Genomic DNA, 26,804 nt, shown 5'->3' on the forward strand with positions numbered 1-26,804 from the left:
CCCGGCACCGATGAACCAAAGGCCCCGGCGGATCGCTCCGCCGGGGCCTTTTAGTCTCTAACAGAGGATCACGCCCTACTGGTCGAGATAACCGGACAGCTCTGCCACCGCCTCGGGCGCGGCCATCAGAGAGGCCTGCCCCAGATCGGGCAACTGGTGGGCGATACCCTTGTGGCAGCTGATACAGGTCTTTTCGCCGGTGAACAGGAACCGCTCATGCGCCTCGGCAGCGCGGGTGCTCTGCCGGGTGATGTCCATCGACTCAGCGGAATGGCAGTTGCGGCATTCCAGCGAGTCGTTTGCCTCAAGCCGCGCCCATTCGTGCTGGGCCAGTTCAAGCCGCTTTTCCAGGAACTTCTCGCGCGTGTTGATGGTGCCAAAGATCTTGCCCCAGACCTCTTTGCTGGCCTGCATCTTGCGCGCGATCTTGTTGGTCCACTCATGCGGCACGTGACAATCGGGACAGGTGGCCCGCACGCCCGAGCGGTTGGTGTAATGGATAGTAGGCTGGAGTTCCACGAACACGTTGTCACGCATCTCGTGGCAACCGGTACAGAACGTCTCGGTATTGGTCAGTTCCAGCGCGGTGTTGAATCCGCCCCAGAACACAACGCCCATGACAAAGCCGCCCATGGTCAGAAAACCAAGGGAATAGTGGACGCTGGGGCGGCGTACCGCACCCCAGGTCCGGCGCAGGAAACCCAACATCAGTCAGATCCCCCCTGCTGGTTTTTCACGTATTCCAGAACCGAGTCGATATCCACAAAGCCGTTCTCGACCAGCGGGCGTGCTTCGGTCTGGACCACGTGGCATTGGTTGCAAAAATACCGGCGCGGCGTGACCGAGGCGAGGAACTGGTTGTCCCGGCTCATGAAATGCGTGATCGAGACCATCGGCGCCTGGCTGATCTCAATCGCCTCGCGGCTATGGCAGGTCAGGCATTTGTTGGCGTTCAGGTCGATCTGATAGCCGTCAATCTTGTGCGGGATCAGCGGTGGCTGCTCGGGGTAGTTGCGCACCTGACGCAGGTCTGTATTCACCACTTTGGGAATGACCATCGGATCGGCATTGTCGGCCAGCGGGGTGCCACCCCGCAGGGTGGCAACCGATTGCTGGGCAAGGGCCGCGCCGCCGATGGCAGCCGCCAGGATGGCGGCGATCAAAGCTGTCTGGCGTTTCATGTGTTTACACTCCCACCGGCACGATCTTCACCGCGCATTTCTTGAAGTCGGTCTGTTTCGACAGCGGGTCGGTGGCATCCAGCGTGACCTTGTTGATCAGCTGGCGCGCATCGAACCACGGGACAAAGATCAGCCCCTTGGGCGGCTTGTTGCGGCCCCGGGTCTCGACCCGGCTGACGATGTGGCCGCGCCGCGATTCGACCTTGACCGCCGATCCCCGCCGGACACCCATCGCCTGCGCGTCATCGGGATGCATGTAGACCAGCGCGTCCGGCACCGCCTTGTGCAGTTCCGGCACCCGCTGGGTCATCGACCCCGAGTGCCAGTGTTCCAGCACGCGACCGGTGGTCAGCCAGAACGGGTACTCGTCATCCGGGCTTTCGGCGGCAGGTTCGAAGGGCAGCGCAAAGATCACAGCCTTGCCGTCGGGCTTGCCGTAGAACTCGAAATCCGAGCCCGGGGTCACGTAGGGATCGTACCCCTCCTTGAAGCGCCACTGGGTCTCTTTGCCGTCGACCACAGGCCAACGCAGACCGCGGATTTCGTGGTAGGTATCGAAGGAGGCCAGATCGTGCGCCTTGCCGCGCCCGAACTCGGCATATTCCTCGAACAGACCCTTCTGGATGTAGAACCCGAAATCCTCGGATTCGTGGTTGCCGTATTCCTTGGCCTTTTCGGTCAGCTCGTACTGATCGACCTTGCCATTGGCAAACAGCACCTCGAACAGGGTCTTACCCTTGTATTCGGGGTTGGCGTCGAGGATTTCCGCTGGCCACACCTCATCGGTGGTGAAGCGCTTCGAAAACTCCACGACCTGCCACATATCCGACTTGGACTCACCCGGTGCGTTGACCAACTGATACCAGAACTGGGTGCGGCGTTCGGCGTTGCCATAGGCGCCTTCTTTCTCCACCCACATGGCAGCGGGCAGGATCAGGTCAGCAGCTTCTGCCGTTACGGTCGGATAGGCATCCGAGACCACGATGAAGTTGTCGGGGTTGCGATAGCCCGGCAGCCCCTCCTCCATCATATTGGGCGCGGCCTGCATGTTGTTATTGACCTGCACCCAGTAGCAGTTGATCTCGCCATCCTTCAGCTTACGGTTCTGCACCACCGCATGGGCGCCGTTCCAATCGGGCACAGTGCCCTCGGGCAGTTGCCAGATCTTTTCGGCAATCGCGCGGTGCTCGGGGTTCTTGACCACCATGTCAGCGGGCAGGCGGTGCGAGAAAGTACCAACCTCACGCGCGGTGCCGCAGGCAGAAGGCTGACCGGTCAGCGAGAACGGCGAGTTGCCCGGCTGCGAGATTTTCCCGGTCAGCAGGTGGACATTGTAGATCATGTTGTTGACCCACACACCGCGGGTGTGCTGGTTCACGCCCATGGTCCAGAGCGACATGACCTTGGTGTCGGGATCGGCGTAAAGCTTGGCGATATTCTCCAGCGTGTCAGCCGGAACGCCGGACATCTCGGCCGCTTTCTCAAGCGTGTATTCCGACACGAACTCGGCGAATTCCTCGAACGTCATCTCTTCGGACGCGCCCGAGTTCGGGTTGGCGGCAGCCTGTTGCAGCGGATGATCGTCGCGCAGGCCATAACCGATATCGGTGGCGCCCCTGCGGAAATTCACGTGCTTGGAGACGAAATCCTCGTTCACCGCGCCGTTCTGGATGATGTAGTTGGCGATGTAGTTCAGGATCACCAGATCCGTATGCGGCGTGAACACCGCCGGAATATCGGCCAGATCGAAACTGCGATGGATAAAGGTCGACAGCACCGCCACCTTCACATGCGGATGGCTGAACCGGCGGTCGGCCAGGCGGGTCCACAGGATCGGATGCATCTCGGCCATATTCGAGCCCCAGAGCACAAAGGCATCCGCGTTCTCGAAATCGTCATAGCAGCCCATCGGCTCGTCGATGCCGAAGGTTCGCATGAAGCCGCCCACGGCGGACGCCATGCAGTGCCGCGCATTCGGGTCGATATTGTTCGACCGGAACCCGGCCTTCATCAGCTTGGCGGCGGCATAGCCCTCCCACACTGTCCACTGGCCCGAGCCGAACATGCCGATCGCGCCGGGGCCTTTCTCGGCCAGGGCCTTCTTCCACTTTTCGGCCATGGTGTCGAAGGCCTCATCCCACGAGACCGGCTCGAAATCGCCATCCTTGTAGTATTGGCCGTCTCTCTTGCGCAAGAGCGGCTGGGTCAGGCGGTCCTGCCCGTACATGATCTTGGACAGGAAATAGCCCTTGACGCAGTTCAGGCCGCGATTGACCTCGGCCTCGGCATCGCCATGCGTGGCGACGACGCGGCCTGCCTTGGTGGCAACCATGATGGAGCAGCCCGTGCCGCAGAAACGGCAGGGGGCCTTGGACCATTTCAGGTCCGTAAGCTCGGCTTCAGTGATCAAGTTCTGTGCTGCAGCGGGGATCGGGATGCCCGCCGCGGCAGCGGCGGCAGCGACCGCCTGTGCCTTGATGACATCACGTCTGGTAACTTCAGTCATGCAATTCTCCCCGTTCCGGCCTTATGCCGGGACTTCTGGTTCGGTTTCGGTTTGATGATAGACGAGCGACGCGCTGGCGACGCCGTCGATAAGATTCAACTCGTTGAGATGGTTCACGATTTCCGCTTCGCTTTCGGTTACAAGCGTCACGATGATCTTGCCGGACGGGTCGGTGACCTGCGTCTCGGCGGCGGCGATCTTGCCGATTTCGGCCTCTACGGTTTCCATCTGGGCCGGGTCGGCCAGAACCATGAGGCTGGAGATATGAACGAGATCAGCCATTGAGGTGATCCTTTTTAGGTGTTTCGACGGTAATGGCCCCGACCGGACAGACCGGCAAACAGGCGCCGCAGCCGTTGCAGGCCTCGGCATTCACCGCGATGCGGCCAACGGGCCGGTGCGACAGATCCAGGCGCAGGGCCGTCTGCGGGCAGGTGTCGGTGCACAGCTGGCAACCGATCCCGGCGGCCTGAATGCAACCCGATCCGATGACGGCGATCTGGTCCCAGGGCTTGGCAGTGATCTCGGCGAATACCGCCTCGTCACAGGCCTCTGCGCAGGCGCCGCAAAAGGTGCATTCACCAAGTTCGAAGTCGATGGCTGGCGTGTCCGCATATCCGGCAAACAGGATGCCCTCGGGACAGGCCTCTATGCACCTTCGGCAGCCAATACATGCATTTCGAATGCTACTTTCAGTGGACCAAGGTGGGCGTTGGTAATCCGATCTTTGTCGGAACATCTGGCGTGGGTTTGCTGTTCTTACCTGGCCAGACATTCCACCGTCACCCGGTTGGGGGTCCGTAGATCAGTTGGAACATCCAGATGAGGAAGCCCCATCCGCCCACGATTGCAATTGCAAGCGCGGGGGCGAGGAAAACCGCAAGCAGTATGAAAGCACGGCGTTCGTCGCGCTTCAAGTCCTGCACTGGCTCATGGGTGGTAGACAATTCAGACGTCTCCGATCGCATTGGCTGACCCGAGTCTAGATCAACGCGGACAGGAATGTCCACAGCAGGAATGCTGAATAGCCGCAAATTCCGATCTGGTGCTTAACTCGTTTAATATGAATAAGTTACGCGATCCACAAACGCGTTATATCCGATCACTGACAACGCCTTACGATGCGACTCAGGCGCGAAAGCCAGCGCGAAAAAATATGACCGCAAAACGCTACTTTTTAGCCCCGGAATCACTGGCGTCGCATCGGATGGTCGAGGCCCGCAACACCAGTTCAGGCTCCAGCAAATGAGGCCGCGGCTCCCGGCGCTGTTCCACCCACCCGGCAATCGCATGGGCGGCGGCTTCGCCCATGCGCGAAACCGGCAGATGAACCGTTGTCAAACCCGGCGCCGTATGGGCCGAACCGGGCAGATCGTCGAGCCCCATCAGCGACATTTCATCCGGCACACGGATACCCTGACGCTGCAACTCGAACAAAACCCCCGTGGCCAGAACGTCCGACAGGCACATCACGGCGCTGACCCGCGCATCGGCAGCCAAAATCGCCTGCGCGGCATCGCATCCTCCGGAAATCGCGATCACGGCCTCATGACATTGCACCGTGACACCATCGCCCGCCCCCAACACGCCCTCCAGCCGCGCCCGCGTCCGGTCATTGTTGGCACGTGGGCCGTGCACAACGGCAATCCGGCGATGCCCCAGCCCGATCAGATGCTGCAACGCCAGCCGCGCGGCGGCAGCGTTGTCATATCCGATGGTCGGTAAGCCGTAGTCCGGCGCATAGAAGGACGTGGCGATGGCGGGCAGCTGGCAACGCTCGATCAGCGCATCAAGATCGGGGGCATGGGTAATGCCGGACACGATCAGCCCCTCGGCGCCGATATCTACCAAATTCTGCGCCTTTGCCGCCTCGATGCCGGGATCGTCATGGGTGGTTGCCACCACTAGCGACAGTTTGTGCTCGCCCAATACACGCTCAAGCGCCGCCAGGAACCGGGCAAAGATTGCGTTGTCCAGCGTCGGCACCAATGCTCCGACAAACCTCGTCCGGCCAGAGTTGATAGCGCGCGCGGCGGCGCTGGGGACAAAGCGTAGCTCGGAAATCGCCGCCTGCACTTTCTCCCGCGTCTCTAGCTTTACCGCGCCAGGGGCGTTCAGCACCCGGGACACGGTGGCAACCGATACGCCCGCCGCTTTGGCGACGTCCCGCAGGTTTGCACGCTTTTTAGGCTCGGGGCCTGTCATAATGGTCTGAATTCCCTGACTAACGAGAGTCGGCTCATGAAAGGCTTGACATATGTAACTAGTTTCATCAACTCTTGTAACTAGTTACATTTCAGCGATTCCGCGAAAATGATGCACGGCCAGACAGTCATACACGACTTCAGCAACATGGGGTTCGACACGTCCGGACGCCGGTTCCCCGGTTTTCCGAAAACCACTGGCGCGCGGCCATATGCGTTGGCCCCGCGTGAGGCCGTAAAGCTGGAGATGCTGGCGGGCGACCTGATCTCGGTGGACGGGATCACACTATCGAGCCCGCTTGAACTCGCCACGTTCGATGCCTCAGGGCAGCCGATGCTGGCAGCGCTTGGGCTGACGTCGAACGGCGCGGTTGAGCTTTCGGATTTCGACAGCGCCCGGTTCAGCGACTGGATCGCGGCACAAGGCGGCGACCCTTATCAGCCGGTTCTCTCCCACCGGCTGGCGCAGGCGGAGGATGCGTTGATCCTCAGGGCGGACCAGCCTCTGACCATCTGGCTGATCCGCCCGGCGCCTGCCCAGAACATGATCGATGGCGCTGGCGGCGGCAGCGTCACCGTGCTGCACAAGCCCGCTATCGTGAACGGCCCGCTGCTGCCGCCGCTGTTGGGCGACACGAGGGACGAGTTCACCGTGCCGCGCGGCACCGGATGCGCCTACGAGGTCAAGGCCGGTGAGGTCATCCAGATCATCGACATCGAGGGGCAGCAATGCTCGGACTTCATGGCCCTGCATGCCGACGGGCTGAACCGGGGTGACGAGTGGATAATCGACTCGACCGCCACCCGTTCAATGGTGCGGCGCGCCTATCCCGGTCCGGGTCTGCTGGACAAATTCTACGACCGCGAAATGCGCCCGCTGCTGAACGTGGTGCAGGATACCTGCGGGCGGCATGACACGTTCGGGCTGGCCTGCACCGCTCGAGGGTACGAAGAACGCGGCTTTCCCGGCCATGTGAACTGCTCTGACAACATGTCGAACGCGCTCGCCCCTTATGGCGTCGCGCGGCGTTCGGCCTGGCCTGCGATCAACTTTTTCTGGAGCACGTGGATCGACCCCACGACGCATCACCTGCTGACCGAAGAATCCCACTCCCGCCCCGGCGACTACGTCGCCATGCGCGCGATCGAGGATCTGATCTGTGTCTCGACCGCCTGCCCCGACGATATCGACCCGATCAACGGCTGGAACCCGACGGACGTGCATGTGCGCATCTACCGCCCCGAAACCCCGATCCGCCGCGCCGTTGCCTATCGCGAAAAGGAAGACGCCCTTATGTCGATCAGCCAGGATTCCGCGTTCCATGAGCGTCTGGCCCCCCTGACCCAGCATTTCGCCCCGGCGCGCGATCTGTGGGCGCCGGTCAGCTATCCCTCGCATGGCACTTTGGGTGAATATTGGGCCTGCCGCGAGGCGGTGACGGTGCAGGACATGAGCGGGCTGCGCAAATACGACATTGTCGGCCCGGATGCCGAGAAACTGATGCAGCAGGCCACCACTCGCAACGTGGCAAAGCTGCCGGTCTGGCGCGGTTCCTACACGCTGATGTGCGATGAGAGCGGCACCGTCATCGACGACGGCACCCTGTTCCGACTGGCGCCTGATCTGTTCCGCTGGTGCTGCGGGTCCGAGGAAAGCGGGCGGGTGCTGCAAGCGCTGGCCGCCGAGCGCGGACTACAGGCGCGGGTGCATGCGATGCGCGGGGCGCTGCCGAATCTGGCACTACAAGGCCCGAAATCGCGAGATCTGCTGCGCAAAATCGCCTTCACCCAGCCGCATGTGCCGGTGCTGGATCACCTCAAATGGTTCGGCGTCACCGTGGCGCGGCTGAATGACCGTGAGGGCGCGCCCTTCATGCTGTCGCGCTCGGGCTATACCGGCGAACTGGGATACGAGATCTTCTGCGCCAAATCCGACGCCATCGCGGTCTGGGACGCGGTGATGGCGGCGGGCGAGGAATTCGGGATCACCCCCATGGGCTCCGCAGCACTGGAAATCATCCGGATCGAGGCCGGGCTGGCCGCCGCAGATGCCGAATTCGCCTCGGGCGTCGATGCGTTCGAGGCTGGGCTGGGCTTTGCCGTTGATCTGAACAAGGCCGACTTCACCGGCAAGGCGGCGCTCGAGCGCAACGCCCGCGACCCGCGCCGGATTCTCAAGGGCCTGCTGATCGATTGCGATGACGTGCCCGCCCATGGCGCCCATGTCTATCTGGGTGAGCGGCAGGTGGGCGTGGTCACCTCGGCCACCCGCTCGCCCTCGCTCGAACGTGCCATCGCCATGGCGCGACTGTCGATCGAACATGCAGACAACGAAACCCGGCTTGAAATCGGGCAGCTCGATGGGCGGATGAAGCGCCTCGGCGCCACCGTCACGGACATTCCATTCATTGACCCGCAACGCAAGCGGGCGCGCGCCTGACAGCGTAACCGACACAATCAACAGGAGAGAACCAGGAATGAAACAGATCAAGACACTTACAGCCGCTCTGGCCCTTACATTCGGCGCCACCGGCGCGATGGCACAGGACAAAGTGATGGTGGGCGAGCCCAGCTGGCCCGGCGCCAAGATTATGAGCCGGGTAATCGGTCAGGTGATCGAAGCCCGTCTGGGTGGCGAAGTAGGCTATGCCCCGGGCGCCAACGCGGTGATCTTTGCCGCCATGGACGGCGGGCGCGGCGATATCGACGTGCACCCGGATGTCTGGCTGCCAAACCAGTCGTCCTTCACCGATGAATATGTCGACCAGAAGGGCACCGTCGCCCTGTCCGAAGGCAGCTACGAGGGCCGCGCGGGCATCTGCGTACCGAACTACATGGTCGACGATCACAACATCAAATCGATCTACGATCTGGCCGCTCCCGCCGCGCAAGAGCTGTTCGACTCGGATGGCGACGGCATGGGCGAGGTCTGGGTAGGAGCGTCGGGCTGGGCCTCGACCAACACGTTCAAGGTGCGCGTGCGCGACTATGGCATAGAAACCTTCCTGACCCCCACCACCGAAGATGAAACCGTGTTCTACTCGCGGCTGAAGGACCTCGTGGATCAGGGCAAGGGTGCGGCCTTCTACTGCTACGCGCCGCATTACGTCCACGCGCTTTATGATGTGACCATTCTGGAAGAGCCCGAGCACGACGCGGCCACCTACAAGATGGTGCAGCCGGATCAGGATGCCGATTGGTACAACAAGTCCAATGTCAGCACCGGCGAGCCGGTCAAGACCGTGACCGTGGCGCATTCCAAATCGCTGGAACAGCGCAACCCGGCGGCGGCCTCGTTCCTGGCCAAGATCGACATGGATGCGGACCAACTGAGCGGGCTCACCTATGAGGTGGTCGTGAAAGGCCGCGAGATCGATGAGGTGGTTACGGAATGGATCGCTGCCAACGGCGATATCGTGGATGGTTGGCTGGGCCTGAACGTCAACTGAGCCGAACATGACCCCGGCGGAAGGCTGCCGGGGTCCAATACCACCAAACCAATATCAGCGGGGCCAGTATGACAGCGGATATCGCAATCGACGCGCGTGGCGTCTGGAAAGTGTTCGGCAACCGGGCACAAGAAGCGTTGAAGGCCATTCATGCCGAAGGGCTGAGCAAGGCCGACGTGCTCGATAAGTATGACTGCGTCGTGGGCGTCGCCGATGCCAGCTTCGAGATCGAACGGGGTGAGCTGTTCTGTGTCATGGGCCTCTCCGGTTCGGGCAAATCAACCCTGGTCCGCCATGTGAACCGTCTGCTGGAGCCTACCGACGGGCATATTTATCTGGACGGCGACGATGTGATGGGCCTCAACGATGAGGGGTTGCGCGATTTGCGCAACCGCCGCGTCGCGATGGTGTTCCAGAACTTCGGGCTCATGCCGCACCGCACCGTGCGCGACAACGTGGCGATGCCGCTCGAGATCCGCGGCACCGGCAAGGCTCGCCGCTGGGAAGAGGCGGACCGGGTGCTGGAACTGGTGGAACTCACCGGCTGGGAAGACAAATACGCCCATGAACTGTCCGGCGGCATGCAGCAGCGCGTAGGCCTTGCCCGCGCCATCGCCGCCGACCCCGAGATCCTGCTGATGGACGAGCCGTTCTCGGCGCTCGACCCGCTGATCCGCAAGCAGTTGCAGGATCAGTTCATGGAGCTCAGCCACAAGCTCAACAAGACCACGATGTTCATCACCCACGATCTCGACGAGGCGATCCGCATCGGCCACCGCATCGCGATCATGAAGGATGGCCGCATCGTGCAGATCGGCACGCCCGAAGAGATCATCCTGAACCCTGCCGATGACTACGTGGCCGATTTCGTGGCGGGGATCTCCAAGCTCAACATGATCTTCGCCCATTCGGTGATGAAACCGGTGGACGAGTTCGAGGCCCATCACGGCGAGGTGCCCAAGGACGCCAAGGAGGCGCATCCGGAAATGGACCTATCGGACCTTATGAATCTCTGCGTCGATGGGCATGGCGTCGTCGCTGTAACGCAGGGCGGGAAGACCGTAGGCGTGATCAACCGCGCGGGGCTGATCCGTGCCATTCAGGACAGCCAGGCTTAAGGAGGCGGACATGAAACACGTGGGCGATGCAGAGATCAAACCGGAAACCGCCGACCGCCTGAACACGCTGATCGCGGAGTTCGTGGGCAGCGGGCAGGCCTATTACCAGCAGACGTTCGGCTACATGATGCAAGCGCCGGGATACCGGTTCACGCTGAACAAGGCGGCGGCCCTGCTGGGGCCGATCTGGTTCGGCGCACGCGGGCTCTGGTCCTGGTTCCTGGGCTTTCTGGTGCTGGAAACCCTGGCCTATATCCAGATCGGGCTGGGCCTTATCGGCGATCTGGGCCGTGATTTTCGAGAGCGGGCCGCGCAGATCGAGCAAACGCTGGAACTCCGGCGGCAACAGATCGCGGCGGCGGAACAATCCGGGGCCGCGTCCCTCGATTCGCTGAAGCGAGCGGCGGAATCTCTGGAGGGTGCGCTGGCTGGCGCCCAAGAGGCCGCGCGCAGCGCGGATTCCACGGGCGTGACCTACCTGATCATCGGCATTGTGTTGTTGCTCGGAGTAAAATTCCTCGCCGCATCGCTCGCCAACTGGACGCTCGAAGGCCAGTTCGCCCGGTGGCGGTCCGATCACAGCGTCGCGAATGGCTGGTCAGGGCCAAGGCTGCTTGTCTCTTCGGTGCTCACGGTCGCCGTCGTGGTGCTGACCACGATAAAGTTCGCTCAGCCCGACGCGGTGAACCTGCTCAAGACCTTCCCAACCAACCGCGACTGGCGGCTGAACGTGGGCGACGGGGTGCAGGCTGTGTTCGAATGGACCAAGACCGCCGGGCGCGGGTTCTTCGACGGGCTGACCTACGGGATGCGCACGTTGCTCGACTGGATCGAGGTTGTGCTGGTCGACACGCCCTGGCCCGTCGTGGCGCTGGTAATCATCATGCTCGCCTTTCTCTCCGCTGGTCCGCGCGTGGCGATCTTTACCGGTGCGGCACTGGCCTATCTGGGGCTGCTGGATTTCTGGGAAAAGGCGATGACCACCATCGCGCTGCTCGGCGCGGCCGCGCTGATCTCGATCACACTGGGCATTCCGTTGGGCATCTATTGCGCCCGCAGACCGCGCGCCTTCGCTATCGTGCGACCCATTCTGGACTTCATGCAGTCGATGCCGTCCTTCGTCTACCTGATCCCGGTCGTGGCTTTCATCGGCTCGGGCAAGCCCGCTGGCGTGGTTGCGACGATGATCTTCGGCAGCCCGCCGGTGATCCGCTTTACCGTCCTTGGCCTGCAACAGGTGCCCGAAACGGTGCGCGAGGCGGCGCTGGCCTTTGGTGCGACGCCCCGCTACCTGCTCTGGCGGGTGGATCTGCCGCTGGCGCATAAGACGATCATGGCAGGCGTGAACCAGACCATCCTGATGTCGCTGGCCATGGTGGTCGTCGCCTCGCTGATCGGCGCCAAGGGGTTGGGTGAGGACGTGCTGGAGGCGCTGCAATACGCCGCCGCTGGACAGGGCATTCTTGCGGGTCTCGCAATCCTGTTCTGCGCGCTGATCCTGGATCGTATCGTGGCGGGCAAACGCTAAAGTCACCGGCGCTTAACAGCGCCGGTTACGTGTCCATGTCGTGCAGTTCGTTGAGCAAGTCCAATAGGGCCTCGTACTGATCAGGCCCTAAATGTGCCCGGATGCGCTCGGCGGCCTGAATGCTGGCGGTCAGGTTATCGTGAATGATCTTCTGCCCGGGATCTGTGATCTTGATGATCTGTTTGCGCCGGTCATCCGGATCCGGGCGCCGGTCAATCAGCCCCTTCTCGTCCAGCTTCTGCAGGATCCTCGTCAGACTCGGCAGCAACAGGCATGCGCGTTCGGCGATGCGGGTGGGGTCCTGAGGGCCCTCCTCCTCCAATACACGCAGAACCCGCCATTGCTGTTCCGTGATTCCGACATCGCTGAGCATCGTGCGGATCGGCCCCATGACGCTTTCGCGTGCCCGCAGCAGAGCGATTGGCAAGGACCTTGAAGTAAGCGGTAATTCGCGTGTCATACCAAACCTTTGCCGAATTCGGCCTCTTTCGCAACCGGTGATTGATTTGGCGGTGGTTGACAGAATCATAAAATTACTTCACATGTTAATTAAAGGAGAGCGCAGATGCCGCACGTCATCGTGGACTATTCCGCCAATATGGAGACCCGCACCGATATCCGCGCGCTCTGCGAGGCGCTGCGGGTGGCCGCGCTGGAAACCGGAATTCTCCCGCTTGCCGGTATCCGTGTCCGGGCGATCCGCGCCGATCATGTGGCGATCGCGGACGGTGATCCAACCCATGGCCATGTGGACATCTCGGTCCGCCTGCGCGGCGGGCGCGACCTGCCGGCGCGGAAAGACGCGACCGCACATATCTTTGCGGCGGCGGAACGCTTCCTCGCCCCGGCAATGGCCAAACACTCCGTCGCCCTGTCGTTGGAGATGCGCGACATCGACCCCGAGCTGTCCCCGAAGACCGGCACGATCCGGGACCATCTGAAAAAGGCTGATCAGGATGACTGACCTCGACACCAATATCGCGAAACTGAACGGACATCTGGAACGGTTCCGCACCAGCGGCATCCAAAACCTGATCGGTGGAGAGTCCGTGGACGCGCCCTCGGGCGCGCGGTTCGAGACACATTCCCCCGTTGATGAGAGCCTGATCTGCCCCGTCGCACGTGGTAACGCGGCCGATATCGACGCCGCCACCGAGGCGGCAAAGAACGCGTTCCCGGCATGGCGTGACATGCCGGCGCTGGAACGCCGCAAGATCCTGCACCGCATCGCCGACCTGATTGTCGAGCGCGCCGAGGAAATCGCGCTGTGCGAATGCTGGGACACCGGTCAGGCTTTGCGCTTCATGTCCAAGGCAGCACTGCGCGGCGCCGAGAACTTCCGGTTCTTTGCCGACAAAGCCCCGGCGGCGCGGGACGGGCAGAACCTGCAATCGCCGACCCTGATGAACGTCACCACGCGGGTACCCATCGGCCCGGTCGGCGTCATCACCCCGTGGAACACGCCCTTCATGCTCAGCACCTGGAAGATCGCCCCGGCGCTGGCGGCAGGCTGCACCGTGGTGCACAAACCGGCCGAGTTCTCGCCCCTGACCGCCCGCATTCTGGCCGAGATCGCCCATGAAGCCGGTCTGCCCGCCGGCGTCTGGAACCTGGTCAACGGTTTCGGCGAAGAGGCCGGCAAGCGACTGACCGAGCACCCCGACATCAAGGCCATCGCCTTTGTCGGCGAAAGCAAAACCGGCTCGATGATCATGAAACAGGGCGCCGACACGTTGAAGCGGGTGCATTTCGAACTCGGTGGCAAGAACCCGGTCGTGGTGTTCGACGACGCCGATCTTGACCGCGCACTGGATGCCGCGATCTTCATGATCTACTCTCTGAACGGCGAGCGCTGCACCTCATCCTCGCGCCTGCTGATCCAGGACAGCGTGGCGGATGCGTTCCTGGCCAAGCTGACCGCCCGCGTGAACAACATCCGCGTCGGCCATCCGCTGGATCCAACAACCGAGATCGGCCCGCTGATCCACAAGGTGCATTTCGACAAGGTGACGTCCTATTTCGAGACCGCCAAAACCGACGGCGCCACCATCGCTGCGGGCGGTGAGCGGGTCGGTGACACAGGCTGGTTCGTGCGCCCCACCCTCTTCACCGATGCCACCAACGACATGACCATCGCGCAGGAGGAGATCTTTGGTCCCGTCCTGACCGCCATCCGGTTCAGCGATGAAAATGAGGCTCTAACACTGGCCAATGACACCCAATACGGCCTGACCGGCTATATCTGGACCAACGATCTGACCCGCGCCCTGCGCTTCACCAATGCGCTTGAGGCGGGCATGATCTGGGTCAACAGCGAAAACGTCCGCCACCTGCCCACCCCGTTCGGAGGCGTCAAGGCCAGCGGCATCGGGCGCGACGGCGGCGACTGGTCCTTCGAGTTCTACATGGAACAGAAACATGTCGGCTTTGCCACCGGCCAGCACAGTATCCCGCGCCTCGGCGCCTGAAACCTCGGGGAAACGCGCACCCAATCTTTGAGGAGGAGAGAATGGGCGAAATCGTTCTCGCAGCCAAATGCACTCATGTCCCGACCATGCTGATGTCGGAACAACCCGGACGTCTGGAAGGCGCCCGCACACCGGCCATCGACGGCCACCGCGAAATCGCCAGGCGCGCCAAGGCACTGGGGGCCGATACCATCGTGATTTGCGATACCCATTGGGTGATCAATGCGGGCTATCACATCAAAGCCAATCTCCGGTTCGAGGGGCTGTTCACCTCGAACGAGTTCCCGCAGTTCATCCAGAACCTGCCCTATGCCTACGAAGGCGACCCGGTGCTGGGTGACGCCATCGCTGCCAAGGCCACCGAAAAAGGCGTCTACACCCTGTCGCACCAACTGGACTCGCTGGAACTGGAATACGGCACCCTTGTTCCGATGCGATTCATGAGCCGCGAGGGCGATTTCAAGGTCGTCTCTATCGCCGCCTGGTGCACCGTGCACGACCATGACGAAAGCCGCGTGATCGGCGAGGCAATCCGCGAGGCGGTCGAGGCCAGCGACAACAAGGTGCTGCTGGTTGCCTCGGGCTCGCTCAGCCACAAGATCTGGGCCAACAAGGACTACGCCGCCAATAACGGCACCTTCACGATCAGCTCGGAATTCAACCGCCAGATGGACCTGCGTGTTCTGGAGCTGTGGCAACAAGGTGATCACGCGACCTTTCTGAAGATGCTGGGCGAATATGCTGACTTCTGCTGCGGCGAAGGCTCGATGCACGACACCGCCATGCTCTACGGTGCGCTCGGCTGGGACAGCTACACCGCGCCCTGCGAGCTCATCACCGAGTATTTCCCCAGTTCCGGCACCGGCCAGACCAACGTGATCTTCCCGGTTCAATAAGGAGGCCCGATATGCCCGTCCCTGCCCCGAACCTCTATCCGCCGTTCAACATCGTGCGGCTCAGCCATGTGGAATACCGCGTGACCGACCTGTCCGCCTCGCGCGCCTTTTACGTGGACACGCTGGGCCTGCAGGTCACGCACGAGGACGACACACGCATCTACCTGCGCGCGATGGAGGAACGCGGCCATCACTGTATCGTGCTGGCGCAGGCGGATACGGCCGAGGTGGGCGTGCTGGGTTTCAAACTGTTCGATGAGCTTGATCTGGACAAGGCCGCCGAGTTCTTCGCCGCGCGCGGCCTGCCGGTCGAGTGGGTGGACCGTCCGCATATGGGCCGCACCCTGCGCACCCGCGATCCCTGGGGCATTCCGCTGGAATTCTACGTCCGGATGGAGCGACTGGAGCCGATTCACCAGAAATACAGGCTCTATAAAGGGGTAAAACCGCTCCGCATCGACCATTTCAACATGTTCTCGGCGGATGTGGATGCGGCGGTTGAGTTCTACAGCGACATCGGATTCCGCGTCACCGAATACACCGAGGATGACGACAGCGGCAAAATCTGGGCCGCCTGGATGCACCGCAAGGGCGGGGTGCATGATGTGGCGTTCACCAATGGCTTCGGCCCGCGCCTGCATCACACCGCCTTCTGGGTGCCCAACCCGCTGAACATCATTGACCTTCTCGATCTGATGTCCACCACTGGCTATGTCGACAATATCGAGCGGGGACCAGGGCGGCATGGAATTTCGAACGCATTCTTTCTCTACGTGCGCGACCCGGACGGGCACCGGATCGAGATCTATTGCTCGGATTACCAAACGGTCGACCCGGACCTTGAGCCGATCAAATGGTCCCTCACCGACCCGCAGCGCCAGACCCTCTGGGGTGCCCCCGCACCGCGCAGCTGGTTCGAAGAGGGCTCGACCTTCGAAGGTGTCACGCCTGCGCCCAGCGCACTCGACGCCCAGCCGATCATCGCACCCTGACCCAACGGGCACCAAAGCCCTCTCCCCTCAGGGGAGAGGGTTGGGTGAGGGGGCGCCAGCCACAAGGATCACCGCATGAAGTGGAACGAGTTCGCCGACTGGGGCCGCAAGGTCGCCGACTGGACGCAGGACTATCACCTGACCGTGGGCGACCGCCCGGTGCGGGCGCGGACCGAGCCGGGCGATGTGCTGAACGCGCTCCCAGAGACACCGCCAGAGACACCCGAAGCCATGGAAGATATCTTTCGCGATTTCGAGGATGTCGTTATGCCCGGGCTAACCCATTGGCAACACCCAAGATTCTTCGCCTATTTCAACTCGAACGCCTCGGCGCCTTCGGTTCTGGCCGAGTTTCTGGCCAGCGCCATCGCGCCGCAATGCATGCTGTGGCAGACCTCTCCGGCGGCGACCGAGATGGAAACCCGGATGATGGACTGGCTGCGTCAGGCGCTGGACCTGCCCCAAGGATTCGCAGGCGTCATTCAGGACTCGGCGTCCTCGGCAACGCTCGCGGCGGTGCTGACCATGCGGGAAAAGGCGCTGAACTGGCAGGGAAACGAACAGGGCTTCTTCGGGCAGAAAACACTGCGGGTCTATTGCTCGTCCGAGGTGCACACGTCGATCGACCGCGCCATCTGGGTTGCCGGGATCGGGCAGCAGAACCTCATCCGCATTCCCATCATGGGCGGCTGGCGCGGCATGGACCCCCAAGCGCTGGAAACAGCGATTCAGGCTGATTTAGAGTCTGGTTTTCAGCCTGCGGGCGTGATCCTCTGCGTTGGTGGCACCGGCACCGGCGCCACCGATCCGGTGGATCAATGTCTTGAGATTGTCGAGAAATATGGCCTCTATACCCATGTGGATGCCGCCTGGGCCGGGTCCGCGATGATCTGTCCGGAATACCGCCACTATTGGCCGGGGGTGGAGCGTGCCGACAGCATCGTCTTCAACCCGCATAAATGGCTGGGCGTGCAGTTCGATTGCTGTGCGCATTTCCTCAAGAACCCGGACGATCTGGTGCAGACGCTGGCGATCAGTCCGGAGTATCTGAAGACCCATGGCAAGGATGGGATCATCAATTATTCCGAGTGGTCCGTGCCTCTGGGCCGTCGGTTCCGCGCGCTGAAGCTTTGGTTCGTGATCCGCACTTACGGGCTGGAAGGTCTGCGTGAACGGCTGCGCAATCACGTGAATTGGTCGCAAGCCTTGCATGACCGGCTGGCGGCGGAGCCGGATTTCGAAATCGTTACCAAGCCCATGTGGTCGCTCTGGACCTTCCGTTTTGTACCGGGTTCTGACCCCGGTTTGTACAATTTGGACGATCTGAATCTGCGGCTGGTGAACGCCATCAACGACGATGGCCGCATCTATCTGACCCAGACCCGCGTGGATGGAGATCTGGTGATCCGTTTTCAGGCCGGGCAGTTCGAGACCACCGAGGAGGATGTGAGGATGGCCTTCGACGTCATCACCGAAATTGCGAGAGGGCTCCTCTGATGCGCTTTGCCACTTACAGTTCGAAGGGGGAAACCTTTTACGGCGCCGTGACCGAGGGCGGTATGGTAGCCCTGTCGCCCGATTTCCCGCATTGGCCGACGCTGCGCGAGGTGATCGAGGCCGACGGGCTGCACGCTCTGGCGCTGGCGGCGAAGGACAGGCCAGTCACCCATCCGGATGGCAGTTTCCGCTATGAAATCCCGATCCCCGCGCCGGAAAAGATCATCTGTGTCGGCGTGAACTTTCCCGACCGCAATGCCGAGTACAAGGATGGGAAAGAGGCGCCGCCGAACATGTCGCTGTTCATCCGGTTCCCGCGCTCGTTCACCGGGGCCGGGCAACCGCTTATCCGGCCGCCAGAGACGCCGCAACTGGATTACGAAGGCGAGATCGCGGTGGTGATCGGCAAGGGCGGGCGCCGTATCGCGCAGGACGAGGCTTATGACCATATCGCGGCCATATCCCTGTGCAACGAGGGTACCCTGCGCGATTGGGTGCGGCACGCGAAGTTCAACGTCACCCAAGGTAAGAACTGGGACAAATCCGGGGCGATTGGGCCTTGGTTAGTGCCTTTTACGGCCCCGGCGCAGCTTGATGACATCCAGCTGACTACCAAGGTAAACGGTGAGCTGCGGCAGGATGATCGCACCAGCCGGATGCTGTTCCCGATCCGGCGGCAGATCGAATATATCTCGACCTTCACCACGCTGGTGCCCGGCGACATCATCATCACCGGCACCCCCACCGGTGCCGGCGCCCGGTTCGACCCGCCGCGATTCCTGAAACCCGGCGACGTGATCGAGGTTGAGGCCGAAGGCATCGGAACACTCGTCAACACGGTGGAGGACGAATGACCCCGGATCAGCATGAAGAGGCTGCCGAAACGCTGTTTCAGGCCGAACAGAGCGGCACGCAATGCGGGCTGCTCAGCCTGCGCTATCCCGGCATGACGCTGGACGATGCTTATGCGGTGCAGAAACAACTGGTGGCGAAGAAGCTGGCGGCGGGGCGGCACCGGATCGGCTGGAAGATTGGCCTGACAAGCCGTGCCATGCAGGACGCGCTGAAGATCGACACGCCGGACAGCGGTGTGCTGCTGGACGACATGGCGTTCGGGAATGGCAGCACAGTGCCAGCAGGCCGGTTCATCCAGCCGCGCGTCGAGGCCGAGATCGCCTTTGTCATGAAAGCTCCGCTGGCCGGGGCGGATTCCACCCACGAGGATGTGCTGGCGGCGACCGATTATGTCTGCCCGTCGCTGGAGATCCTCGACACCCGCATCCTGCGCGCCGATCCCGAGACCGGGCAGGCCCGGATCATCACCGACACGATCAGCGACAATGCGGCCAATGCGGGTGTGGTGCTGGGCGATGAGCGCCATGCGGTGGACGCCCATGGCCTGCGCTGGGTCGGGGCCATCGTCACCCGCGATGGCGTTGTCGAGGAGACCGGGCTGGGCGCCGGGGTGCTCAACGACCCGGTGACCTCGGTCCTGTGGCTGGCGCGGCGGATGGCCGAGTATGGACTTGTGATCGAGGCTGGCGATATCGTCCTGTCAGGCTCGTTCATCCGGCCCATCGAGGCGCCCCCGGGCGCCGCGTTCCACGCCGATTTCGGGCCGTTCGGCTCGGTTGATATCAATTTCGCCTGAAAGGTTTCGCCATGGCCGCCCCGACAAACACGTTCAAACAGGCTCTGAAACGGGGCGATCGGCTGATCGGCTGCTGGATGAGCTTTGCCGAATCCAACACCGCCGAGATCATGGGCACGACGGGTTTTGACTGGCTGGTGATCGATGGGGAGCACGCGCCCAACGACATTCGCTCGATCCGCGATCAGTTGATGGCGCTGGCGGCCAGCCCGTCGCATGCCGTCGTGCGGGTGCCGGTGGGCGAGACCTGGATCATCAAGACGGTGCTGGATGCGGGGGCGCAGACGGTGCTGGTGCCCATCGTGGAGAGCGCCGAACAGGCGCGGGAACTGGTCCGGGCCTGCCAGTATCCGCCGCATGGCGCGCGCGGTGTCGGGGCCACGGCGGCGCGGGCTGCGATGTTCGGGACGGTGAGCGAGTACATCCCCACGGCGGATCGGGAGATCTGCCTGCTGGTACAGGTCGAGAACCGGGCGGGTATCGACGCGCTGGACGATATATTGCGGGTCGAGGGTGTGGACGGCGTGTTCATCGGCCCGGCGGATCTGTCCACCGATATGGGGTTTCAGGGCAACAGCGCAGCCCCCGAGGTGCGCGCGGTGATCGCCGACGCCATCACCCGGATCAGGGCGGCGGGCAAGGCGCCGGGTATTCTGGGGGTCAGCGAAGAGGCGACGCAGGCCTATCTGGACATGGGCGCGCAGTTTCTGGCGGTGGGGATCGACGTGCTGATCCTGGCGCAGAACGCACGGGCGCTGTCGGCGCATTGGAAGGCGAAATAGCCCCTATTTAGGCTCTATCTGCTCAGTTTGGCCGCTGCTTGCGTGTAGCCGCCCGAAGCGCCGTCGATGAAATGCACGTGGTCGTCGCGCAGTGCCGAGGGGACGATGCAGGTCACCATCGCCTCGTCCTGCGCAAACAGGCCATAGCGGATCTTGCCGCGCCCGCGCGCCTCGTCCAGAAGTGCCTCGATCCGGGCGCGGGTGGCCTCGTCGCAATCGAGCGTCATTTTCAGGCCGTCATCGAATTTGCGGAAATCGGCGTTGCTGCTGACCATGCGGGCATAGTGATCGGGGTCGAAAGAGCCCAGGTTCTTGCCGGTCTTGAACAGCAGCCAGATCAGAAGGTTCTGGCCCAGCAGGAACAGCTTGTGCAGCATCAGGTTGCGCCCGGCGCGCGAGACATGGGCGTCGAGGTCCAGCCCCGGCGGCGGCCAGTTCACTGCCGGCCCTTCGGCAGGCACCGGGTGGCCGCCGCGCGCCAGCCCTTCCGAAGCCGCCACCACGCGCTGCGCCAGATCAGCGAAGTCACGCTCGGTCGCGCGGTCGGTGGGCAGCACCACCAGCGACAGGATCTGGCCGTTCTGCGCCCGGGCATTGGACCAGCGGCAGGAGAGACCGGTCAGGTCCGGTTGCGCGCCGGGGGCGGCGGGGTCGATCCCGTACTCTCCGGCTTTCATCCGGGTCTCGGCCCAGGCCAGTCCGCGCCCGGCGAACATGGCGTAATCCACCCCGTCCGAGGCCGCAAAGCGCGCCACCCGCACATCGAGGCCTGCTGAGCGGATGCCCCTGACCGGCACCAGCGCGGCGCGCAGGGAGATCGCGAACTCTTCTTCGGCCCAGCGCCGCAGGGTCGCCAGCACCTGCCGGGTCTGGTCGGCCTGATCCCCCGGCACCGCGAATGAGGCACCGTCGCCGCCGAATATGTAGGGAAACTGCTGATCGCCCAAAGCGTTGATCATCGCCGAGATCACCGCCGCACCGACCATGTTCACCGTCTTGTAGCGGCCTTTGGCGATCTCGCCGGTTGAATTGACGATGTCGGAAACGCCCACGAACCAATCGTCGGGCACCGGCTGGAACCGGCTGGGTTCGGCCATCCGCGCAAACTCGCGCTGGGGCACAAGCTGCGCATAGAACGGATCGTGCCTGTCAAACATCTGTGCCCTCACTCACATGTGAAGCAGCATAGCGCAGTCGGGTCCGGGAACCGGGGATTGCAACAAATCACACGCGCTTGTGCATGGGCCGATAACATGTCAACCATCCCGGGTCGGAGGCGGTTATCGGAGGGGCGGGTCATGCAGGCAGGGTTGGTGGTCTTGTGCCTGGCCTATGTGCTGAGCCAGTTCTTCCGCGCCTTTCTGGCCGTTCTGACCGCCGATCTGGGCCGTGATATCGAAGCGGCGCCGGACGATCTGGCTGCGGCCTCGGGGCTGTGGTTTCTGACCTTTGCGCTGATGCAATTGCCGGTGGGCTGGGCGCTGGACCGGATCGGGCCGCGCCGGACGGCGGCGGTGCTTTTACTGCTGGGTGGAGGCGGCGGGGCGGCGCTCTTTGCGATGGCGACGGCACCGGTGCATGTGAGCCTGGCGATGGTGCTGATCGGGGTGGGCTGTTCGCCGGTGCTGATGGCGTCGTATTTCATCTTCGCGCGCGAGTATCCTCCGGCCAAGTTCGCCACGCTGGCGGCGGTGATGCTGGGGGTGGGCTCGGTCGGCAATCTGGTCGCCTCCTACCCCACCGCGCTGGCGGTCGAGCTGATGGGCTGGCGCGCGACGCTGGGTGGGCTGGCGCTGATTTCGGCGGCGGTGGCGGTTGGCATCTGGGTCAGTGTGCAGGACCCCAAGCGGGTCGAGACCGACGAAACGGGCTCGGTTCTGGATCTGCTGAAGGAACCCGCGCTCTGGGCCATTCTGCCGCTGATGCTGGTGGCCTATGCGCCCTCGGCAGCACTGCGGGGGCTGTGGGCGGGCCCCTATCTGCGGGATGTGTTTGACCTGAACACGGCCCAGATCGGGCAGGCCACGCTGATCATGGGGACGGCGATGATTGCCGGGACCTTCGCCTATGGACCGCTCGACCGCATCCTGCACACGCGCAAATGGGTGATCCTTGGCGGCAACCTGCTGGGAGCGGCGGCATTGGGGCTGCTCTGCCTGTGGATCGGGCAGGCGGTGTGGATCTCGGTGGCGCTGCTGGCGGCCATCGGCCTGCTGGGCGCCTCGTTCCCGGTGATCATGGCCCATGGTCGCGCCTTCATCCCGCCGCATCTGGTGGGGAGGGGTGTGACTCTGCTGAATCTCTTTGGCATTGGCGGCGTCGGTATCATGCAGTTCGTGACCGGGCGCATCCATACGGCAACCGTCGATCTGGGCGCCTCGGCGCCCTACACTGCCATCTTCGGCTTTTTTGCGGTCGCACTTGCCGCCGGTTGCGCGGTATATGTTTTCAGCCGCGACAGTGTCGAGTGACGGCATCAAAGGCCCGCGCCAGGAGAGCCCCGTGAAAGACGTGCGTGTCATCGCCCCCAATCTCAAACGCAGGTTGTCCGGCGTCACCGCGACCATTGCCCGGCTGGTGCCGCTGCAAAACCGGTGGATCGGGATCGCCGCCACCGGCCCGGGTCTGCCCAAGGACATCCCGCATATTCCGCTGTCCAAGGTGCCGTTCATGCCGCGCGGGCAGATGCGGGTCTGGCACGCAAGGCGCAATACCGAGATGCTGCTGGGCCTGATCCTGCGCGGCCTGTTTCGGATGCGGCTGAAACTGCTGTTCACCAGCGCCTCGCAGCGGGCGCATACCGGCTACACCAAATGGCTGATCGGCAAGATGGACGCGGTGGTGGCCACCTCGCGCAAGACCGCCGGGTATCTCGATTGCGATGCGCGGGTGATCATGCACGGGATCAACCTAGAGGATTTCACGCCGCCCGAAGACCGGGCCGCGCTGCGGAACAAACTGGGGCTGCCGGACGGCCTGTTGCTGGGCTGTTACGGGCGTATTCGGCATCAGAAGGGCACCGATGCCTTTGTCGATGCGATGATCGCGCTCTGCCGTGAGTTCGACGATGTGGCGGGGATCGTCATGGGCCGGGCCACGGAGAAGCACACCGCCTATCTGGCTGAACTCAAGGAACGGGTGGTTGAGGCCGGGCTGGCCGAGCGCATCCTGTTCAAGCCCGAGGTCACGGTGGACCGCATTGCCGAGTGGTATCAGGTGCTCGATCTGTTCATCGCGCCGCAGCGGTGGGAAGGGTTCGGCCTGACCCCGCTTGAGGCGATGGCCTGCGGTGTGCCGGTGGTGGCGACCGATGTGGGCGCGTTTTCCGAGATCGTGACCGATCCTTCGCTGGGCCGGGTGGTGCCACTGGATGACATCCCGGCGCTGACCGAGGCCGCCGCCGAGATGCTGCGCGACCGCGATTCTCTGGCGCAGTCCGGCAGCGCCGCCCGCGCCCATGTGGAACAGCATTTCGACATCGAGGGCGAGGCCAAAGCGCTGGTCGAGGTCTACCACGCGCTGCTGGATCCGGCCTGAGACACCGCGCCACGGCTCAAATCGGCGTCAAACCCGGAAATGCGCCCCCTTTGCCCCTTTTTTCTTTCGGACAAGGCGGCTATGAACGCGCGTCCTTAATTCAGGAGACACAACATGGGCTATCGCGTCGTTGTCGTCGGCGCCACCGGTAACGTGGGCCGCGAAATGCTGAACATCCTGGCCGAGCGCCAGTTCCCCGTGGACGAACTTGCCGCCCTGGCAAGCCGTCGTTCGCTGGGCACCGAAGTCAGCTTTGGCGACAAGACACTGACAACCCAGGACCTGGACACCTTTGATTTCACCGGCTGGGACATGGCGCTGTTTGCCGTGGGCTCGGCGGCGACCAAGGATTATGCGCCCAAGGCGGCGGCGGCAGGCTGTGTGGTGATCGACAACTCGTCGCTCTACCGTTACGACCCGGACGTTCCGCTGATCGTGCCCGAGTGCAATCCGCAGGCGGTCCACGGCTATTCCAAGAAGAACATCATCGCCAATCCCAACTGCTCGACCGCGCAGATGGTGGTGGCGCTGAAGCCGCTGCATGACCGCGCCACGATCAAGCGGGTTGTCGTCTCGACCTATCAGTCAGTGTCGGGCGCGGGCAAGGAAGGCATGGACGAGCTGTGGGATCAGACCAAGGCCGTCTACAACCCGATCAACGAGGTTGAGCCGAAGAAGTTCCAGAAGCAGATCGCCTTTAACGTCATTCCGCATATCGACGTCTTCATGGAAGACGGCTCCACCAAGGAAGAATGGAAGATGGTGGCCGAGACCAAAAAGATCGTGGACCCCGCGATCAAGGTCACCGCGACCTGCGTGCGGGTGCCGGTGTTCGTCGGCCATTCCGAGGCCGTGAACATCGAGCTCGAGGAGTTTCTGGACGAGGATGAGGCCCGCGATATCCTGCGCGAGGCGCCGGGTGTCATGGTGATCGACAAACGCGAAAGCGGCGGCTACGTGACCCCGGTGGAATGCGTGGGCGATTTTGCCACCTTCATCAGCCGCATCCGTCAGGATTCGACCATCGAGAACGGTCTGAACCTGTGGTGCGTCAGCGACAACCTGCGCAAGGGTGCGGCGCTGAACGCGGTGCAGATCGCCGAGCTGCTGGGCCGGGAAGTCCTTAAAAAGGGCTGAGAAATATAGCGTTATCGACTGAGGCCGCCCCGGACAGGGCGGCCTTTTTCGTGCGGCAAGGGCCGTTTTGGCCACAAATTTCCCCCTTGCGCGGGCCCGGAACGTGCTTGCCAAGCCGCCGGTGCCTTGCGACGCTTGTTGCAGTTATTTCCTGCATCGAAGCGAGCTGTCATGCGCTATCTCATTTCTCTTTTTACCCTGATCCCGTCCCTTGCCCTGGCCGAAACCTTTCCGGTGGAAACGCAGGTTTCCGAGGTGACGCTCTACCCGCAAAGTGCCGCGGTCACGCGACGGGCGCAGTTCGAGGTGCCCGCCGGGGATCACCGGCTGGTTCTGCTGGGCATTCCCGCCTCGGACTCGATCCTTGAGACGCTGGATATCCAGCTTGAAGGCGCGGCGCAGAACGCGCTGGTGGTGCGGACCGATAATGTGCCCTGGTATGATTACAAACGCGACGAGGTGCGCGCCGCCGAGGATCGGATCACCGAGATCGAGCGCCGGATCGAGGCGGTTGAGGTCGAGGCCGCCCGTGCCCGCCTGAAGGCCGAGGCCGCCGCCCAGACGATCGCGTTTCTGGGCAAGCTGGGCGACAATGAAGGGCTGGCCGAGGCCGGCAGCGATGGGCTGCGCGATATTGCCCGGATGATCGGAGAAGAGGCGCTGAGCGCCGGGGAGGCCGCACAGACTGCCGAGATTGAGGCCGGTGAGATCGAATTGCGGCTGGAGGCGTTGCAGGAGGAGCTGCAGGCGGCTCAGGCGGATCTGCGCGCCATTGCGCTGGAGGATGAATCCCGGTTGTTCACCGCCGTCGACATCAGTGCGGCGGAGGCGGTTCAGGGTTCGGTTTCCATCGACTACCTTGTCATCGGCGGCGGCGAATGGGCGCCGGTCTATGAGTTCGACCTGAAGACCGGTGAGGCGCCCGAGATTGCCATCGCCCGCAGCGCGGTTCTGAGCCAGAACACCGGCGAAAACTGGGAAGACGTGACGCTGCACCTGTCCACGTTACAGCCGACCGGGGAAAACAGTGCCTCGTACCTTGTGCCCTGGCGCCGCATGATCTTTGAGCCCACGGCGCGAAAGCTGAGCACGGAGGGGGCAGTGTTTTCGATGGCGCAGCCGTCCGCCGAGGCCGATATGGCCTTTGAAGAGGCGGCACCGGCTGTGCCGGTGACGTCCGCAGTCGAAGGGACCGGGGTGACCTTCACGTTACCCAACCCGGTCTCGCTGGCCTCGGGCGCGGAATTCATGGAGATGCGCATCGACACGCTGACGCAAGGCGCCGAGGTGTTTGCGCTGGCGGTGCCCCTGCAGGACCGGACCGCGTTCCGCACGGCGCGGTTCACCAACGAGTCCGGTCAGACGCTGCTCGAATCCAGCCTGTCCAAGTGGTATGTGGACGGGGTGTTCGTGGCCGCCGGGTACGCACCGATGATCCGCCAAGGCGAAGAGGTCGAGATGGGGTTCGGGCCGCTGCACGGGCTGGCGATCAAGCGTGATGTCCTCAACCGCAGCAGCGGCGATACCGGCATCATCACCAGCTCGAACCAGCAGGTGGAGCGGGTCGAGATCCTGATCGAGAACCTGACCTCGCAAAGCTGGCCTCTGCGGCTGCTGGACCGGGTACCCTATTCCGAGCAGGACGATCTTGAGATCGACTGGAGCGCCTCGCCCCATCCGGACGAGGAGAATGTCGACAAGCAGCGCGGCATTCTGGCGTGGGAGATGGAGCTGTCCCCGGGCCAGACCGAGACCATCCGGCTGGACACCACGCTGGGCTGGCCCGAGGGGATGGAGCTGCGCTAGAGCGGGTAGCGTTGCATCGCACCCTTCAGCATCGGCGAACGCGTCATGCTTC

Annotated in this window: 25 protein-coding genes; 16 read left to right on the forward strand and 9 right to left on the reverse strand. The window is 63.0% G+C overall.

What is annotated here, in order from left to right:
• Positions 1-75: 75 nt before the first annotated feature.
• From GOX53_RS18700 to GOX53_RS18730, 7 genes are all read right to left on the reverse strand, one after another.
• Positions 76-708: a NapC/NirT family cytochrome c gene (locus tag GOX53_RS18700; RefSeq protein WP_171178989.1), complete on the reverse strand. Its 633-nt coding sequence runs from the start codon at positions 706-708 to the stop codon at positions 76-78.
• On the reverse strand, positions 708-1,181 hold the full coding sequence (locus tag GOX53_RS18705) for a nitrate reductase cytochrome c-type subunit (protein WP_171178991.1): 474 nt from the start codon (positions 1,179-1,181) through the stop codon (positions 708-710). Before GOX53_RS18705 ends, GOX53_RS18700 begins: the two co-directional genes overlap by 1 nt.
• A gap of 4 nt (positions 1,182-1,185) precedes the next feature.
• Positions 1,186-3,687, reverse strand: coding sequence for a periplasmic nitrate reductase subunit alpha (gene napA / locus GOX53_RS18710; protein WP_171178993.1), 2,502 nt, complete (start codon positions 3,685-3,687; stop codon positions 1,186-1,188).
• A 21-nt stretch (positions 3,688-3,708) separates the two neighbouring features.
• Positions 3,709-3,969 (reverse strand): chaperone NapD, encoded by a 261-nt coding sequence (locus tag GOX53_RS18715; RefSeq protein ID WP_171178995.1) that lies wholly within the window; start codon positions 3,967-3,969, stop codon positions 3,709-3,711.
• The gene (locus tag GOX53_RS18720; protein ID WP_254446623.1) at positions 3,962-4,426 is read right to left on the reverse strand and encodes a ferredoxin-type protein NapF; all 465 of its coding nucleotides are present in this window, start codon (positions 4,424-4,426) and stop codon (positions 3,962-3,964) included. Before GOX53_RS18720 ends, GOX53_RS18715 begins: the two co-directional genes overlap by 8 nt.
• 43 nt (positions 4,427-4,469) lie before the next feature.
• Positions 4,470-4,655, reverse strand: a complete 186-nt coding sequence (gene napE, locus GOX53_RS18725; protein WP_171178999.1) for a periplasmic nitrate reductase, NapE protein — start codon at positions 4,653-4,655, stop codon at positions 4,470-4,472.
• Between the two features lie 202 nt (positions 4,656-4,857).
• Positions 4,858-5,892: a LacI family DNA-binding transcriptional regulator gene (locus GOX53_RS18730; protein WP_171179001.1), complete on the reverse strand. Its 1,035-nt coding sequence runs from the start codon at positions 5,890-5,892 to the stop codon at positions 4,858-4,860.
• Positions 5,893-6,000: 108 nt separating this feature from the next.
• Between GOX53_RS18730 and GOX53_RS18735 the strand changes: the two genes are divergently transcribed.
• From GOX53_RS18735 to GOX53_RS18750, 4 genes are all read left to right on the forward strand, one after another.
• A complete protein-coding gene (locus tag GOX53_RS18735) occupies positions 6,001-8,331 on the forward strand; it encodes a DUF1989 domain-containing protein (protein WP_254446625.1) in 2,331 nt (776 codons plus the stop codon).
• A 37-nt stretch (positions 8,332-8,368) separates the two neighbouring features.
• The gene (locus GOX53_RS18740; protein ID WP_171179004.1) at positions 8,369-9,340 is read left to right on the forward strand and encodes a glycine betaine ABC transporter substrate-binding protein; all 972 of its coding nucleotides are present in this window, start codon (positions 8,369-8,371) and stop codon (positions 9,338-9,340) included.
• A gap of 68 nt (positions 9,341-9,408) precedes the next feature.
• On the forward strand, positions 9,409-10,458 hold the full coding sequence (locus tag GOX53_RS18745; RefSeq protein WP_171179006.1) for a glycine betaine/L-proline ABC transporter ATP-binding protein: 1,050 nt from the start codon (positions 9,409-9,411) through the stop codon (positions 10,456-10,458).
• Positions 10,459-10,468: 10 nt separating this feature from the next.
• Positions 10,469-11,986 carry a proline/glycine betaine ABC transporter permease gene (locus GOX53_RS18750; protein WP_171179008.1) on the forward strand — a complete coding sequence of 506 codons (1,518 nt, stop codon included), beginning with the start codon at positions 10,469-10,471 and terminating at the stop codon, positions 11,984-11,986.
• 25 nt (positions 11,987-12,011) lie between these two features.
• Here GOX53_RS18750 and hpaR read toward each other — a convergent pair whose 3' ends face one another.
• A complete protein-coding gene (hpaR, locus tag GOX53_RS18755; RefSeq protein ID WP_171179010.1) occupies positions 12,012-12,446 on the reverse strand; it encodes a homoprotocatechuate degradation operon regulator HpaR in 435 nt (144 codons plus the stop codon).
• Between the two features lie 105 nt (positions 12,447-12,551).
• Between hpaR and GOX53_RS18760 the strand changes: the two genes are divergently transcribed.
• From GOX53_RS18760 to GOX53_RS18795, 8 genes are all read left to right on the forward strand, one after another.
• Positions 12,552-12,950, forward strand: a complete 399-nt coding sequence (locus tag GOX53_RS18760; protein ID WP_171179012.1) for a 5-carboxymethyl-2-hydroxymuconate isomerase — start codon at positions 12,552-12,554, stop codon at positions 12,948-12,950.
• Entirely contained in the window at positions 12,943-14,454 is a 1,512-nt protein-coding gene (gene hpaE, locus GOX53_RS18765) for a 5-carboxymethyl-2-hydroxymuconate semialdehyde dehydrogenase (protein ID WP_171179014.1), read from the forward strand. Before GOX53_RS18760 ends, hpaE begins: the two co-directional genes overlap by 8 nt.
• Before the next feature lie 41 nt (positions 14,455-14,495).
• Positions 14,496-15,350 (forward strand): 3,4-dihydroxyphenylacetate 2,3-dioxygenase, encoded by an 855-nt coding sequence (hpaD, locus tag GOX53_RS18770; protein WP_171179016.1) that lies wholly within the window; start codon positions 14,496-14,498, stop codon positions 15,348-15,350.
• Between the two features lie 11 nt (positions 15,351-15,361).
• The gene (gene hpaD / locus GOX53_RS18775; protein ID WP_171179018.1) at positions 15,362-16,342 is read left to right on the forward strand and encodes a 3,4-dihydroxyphenylacetate 2,3-dioxygenase; all 981 of its coding nucleotides are present in this window, start codon (positions 15,362-15,364) and stop codon (positions 16,340-16,342) included.
• Positions 16,343-16,417: 75 nt separating this feature from the next.
• Complete coding sequence (locus GOX53_RS18780; protein ID WP_171179021.1) at positions 16,418-17,839, forward strand: pyridoxal-dependent decarboxylase; 1,422 nt, start codon at positions 16,418-16,420, stop codon at positions 17,837-17,839.
• The gene (locus tag GOX53_RS18785) at positions 17,839-18,693 is read left to right on the forward strand and encodes a fumarylacetoacetate hydrolase family protein (RefSeq protein WP_171179022.1); all 855 of its coding nucleotides are present in this window, start codon (positions 17,839-17,841) and stop codon (positions 18,691-18,693) included. The genes GOX53_RS18780 and GOX53_RS18785 overlap by 1 nt, the downstream gene beginning before the upstream one ends.
• A complete protein-coding gene (hpaH, locus tag GOX53_RS18790) occupies positions 18,690-19,490 on the forward strand; it encodes a 2-oxo-hept-4-ene-1,7-dioate hydratase (RefSeq protein ID WP_171179023.1) in 801 nt (266 codons plus the stop codon). Before GOX53_RS18785 ends, hpaH begins: the two co-directional genes overlap by 4 nt.
• An 11-nt stretch (positions 19,491-19,501) precedes the next feature.
• Positions 19,502-20,272 (forward strand): HpcH/HpaI aldolase/citrate lyase family protein, encoded by a 771-nt coding sequence (locus GOX53_RS18795; RefSeq protein WP_171179024.1) that lies wholly within the window; start codon positions 19,502-19,504, stop codon positions 20,270-20,272.
• A gap of 14 nt (positions 20,273-20,286) precedes the next feature.
• On the opposite strand, the gene GOX53_RS18800 is transcribed toward GOX53_RS18795, so the two are convergent.
• Complete coding sequence (locus GOX53_RS18800) at positions 20,287-21,429, reverse strand: DUF3095 domain-containing protein (RefSeq protein ID WP_171179025.1); 1,143 nt, start codon at positions 21,427-21,429, stop codon at positions 20,287-20,289.
• Between the two features lie 141 nt (positions 21,430-21,570).
• Between GOX53_RS18800 and GOX53_RS18805 the strand changes: the two genes are divergently transcribed.
• The 4 genes from GOX53_RS18805 to GOX53_RS18820 all read left to right on the forward strand — a co-directional run bounded on the left by GOX53_RS18805 (position 21,571) and on the right by GOX53_RS18820 (position 26,752).
• A complete protein-coding gene (locus tag GOX53_RS18805; protein WP_171179026.1) occupies positions 21,571-22,743 on the forward strand; it encodes an MFS transporter in 1,173 nt (390 codons plus the stop codon).
• A 31-nt stretch (positions 22,744-22,774) separates the two neighbouring features.
• Complete coding sequence (locus GOX53_RS18810) at positions 22,775-23,809, forward strand: glycosyltransferase family 4 protein (protein WP_371810359.1); 1,035 nt, start codon at positions 22,775-22,777, stop codon at positions 23,807-23,809.
• A 114-nt stretch (positions 23,810-23,923) separates the two neighbouring features.
• Positions 23,924-24,946, forward strand: coding sequence for an aspartate-semialdehyde dehydrogenase (locus tag GOX53_RS18815; protein ID WP_171179029.1), 1,023 nt, complete (start codon positions 23,924-23,926; stop codon positions 24,944-24,946).
• A 171-nt stretch (positions 24,947-25,117) separates the two neighbouring features.
• Positions 25,118-26,752 carry a DUF4139 domain-containing protein gene (locus tag GOX53_RS18820; RefSeq protein WP_171179031.1) on the forward strand — a complete coding sequence of 545 codons (1,635 nt, stop codon included), beginning with the start codon at positions 25,118-25,120 and terminating at the stop codon, positions 26,750-26,752.
• Positions 26,753-26,804: the final 52 nt, after the last annotated feature.

Origin of the sequence: Ruegeria sp. HKCCD8929 (assembly GCF_013031405.1) — a bacterium.
Taxonomy (GTDB): Bacteria; Pseudomonadota; Alphaproteobacteria; order Rhodobacterales; family Rhodobacteraceae; genus Ruegeria.

Bases quoted from the DNA above. Each gene is read 5' to 3' on its own strand.
- GOX53_RS18700 (WP_171178989.1), bottom strand. From the start codon at position 708: ATGTTGGGTTTCCTGCGCCGGACCTGGGGTGCGGTACGCCGCCCCAGC.
- GOX53_RS18705 (WP_171178991.1), bottom strand. From the start codon at position 1,181: ATGAAACGCCAGACAGCTTTGATCGCCGCCATCCTGGCGGCTGCCATC.
- napA (WP_171178993.1), bottom strand. From the start codon at position 3,687: ATGACTGAAGTTACCAGACGTGATGTCATCAAGGCACAGGCGGTCGCT.
- GOX53_RS18715 (WP_171178995.1), bottom strand. From the start codon at position 3,969: ATGGCTGATCTCGTTCATATCTCCAGCCTCATGGTTCTGGCCGACCCG.
- GOX53_RS18720 (WP_254446623.1), bottom strand. From the start codon at position 4,426: ATGTTCCGACAAAGATCGGATTACCAACGCCCACCTTGGTCCACTGAA.
- napE (WP_171178999.1), bottom strand. From the start codon at position 4,655: ATGCGATCGGAGACGTCTGAATTGTCTACCACCCATGAGCCAGTGCAG.
- GOX53_RS18730 (WP_171179001.1), bottom strand. From the start codon at position 5,892: ATGACAGGCCCCGAGCCTAAAAAGCGTGCAAACCTGCGGGACGTCGCC.
- GOX53_RS18735 (WP_254446625.1), top strand. From the start codon at position 6,001: ATGATGCACGGCCAGACAGTCATACACGACTTCAGCAACATGGGGTTC.
- GOX53_RS18740 (WP_171179004.1), top strand. From the start codon at position 8,369: ATGAAACAGATCAAGACACTTACAGCCGCTCTGGCCCTTACATTCGGC.
- GOX53_RS18745 (WP_171179006.1), top strand. From the start codon at position 9,409: ATGACAGCGGATATCGCAATCGACGCGCGTGGCGTCTGGAAAGTGTTC.
- GOX53_RS18750 (WP_171179008.1), top strand. From the start codon at position 10,469: ATGAAACACGTGGGCGATGCAGAGATCAAACCGGAAACCGCCGACCGC.
- hpaR (WP_171179010.1), bottom strand. From the start codon at position 12,446: ATGACACGCGAATTACCGCTTACTTCAAGGTCCTTGCCAATCGCTCTG.
- GOX53_RS18760 (WP_171179012.1), top strand. From the start codon at position 12,552: ATGCCGCACGTCATCGTGGACTATTCCGCCAATATGGAGACCCGCACC.
- hpaE (WP_171179014.1), top strand. From the start codon at position 12,943: ATGACTGACCTCGACACCAATATCGCGAAACTGAACGGACATCTGGAA.
- hpaD (WP_171179016.1), top strand. From the start codon at position 14,496: ATGGGCGAAATCGTTCTCGCAGCCAAATGCACTCATGTCCCGACCATG.
- hpaD (WP_171179018.1), top strand. From the start codon at position 15,362: ATGCCCGTCCCTGCCCCGAACCTCTATCCGCCGTTCAACATCGTGCGG.
- GOX53_RS18780 (WP_171179021.1), top strand. From the start codon at position 16,418: ATGAAGTGGAACGAGTTCGCCGACTGGGGCCGCAAGGTCGCCGACTGG.
- GOX53_RS18785 (WP_171179022.1), top strand. From the start codon at position 17,839: ATGCGCTTTGCCACTTACAGTTCGAAGGGGGAAACCTTTTACGGCGCC.
- hpaH (WP_171179023.1), top strand. From the start codon at position 18,690: ATGACCCCGGATCAGCATGAAGAGGCTGCCGAAACGCTGTTTCAGGCC.
- GOX53_RS18795 (WP_171179024.1), top strand. From the start codon at position 19,502: ATGGCCGCCCCGACAAACACGTTCAAACAGGCTCTGAAACGGGGCGAT.
- GOX53_RS18800 (WP_171179025.1), bottom strand. From the start codon at position 21,429: ATGTTTGACAGGCACGATCCGTTCTATGCGCAGCTTGTGCCCCAGCGC.
- GOX53_RS18805 (WP_171179026.1), top strand. From the start codon at position 21,571: ATGCAGGCAGGGTTGGTGGTCTTGTGCCTGGCCTATGTGCTGAGCCAG.
- GOX53_RS18815 (WP_171179029.1), top strand. From the start codon at position 23,924: ATGGGCTATCGCGTCGTTGTCGTCGGCGCCACCGGTAACGTGGGCCGC.
- GOX53_RS18820 (WP_171179031.1), top strand. From the start codon at position 25,118: ATGCGCTATCTCATTTCTCTTTTTACCCTGATCCCGTCCCTTGCCCTG.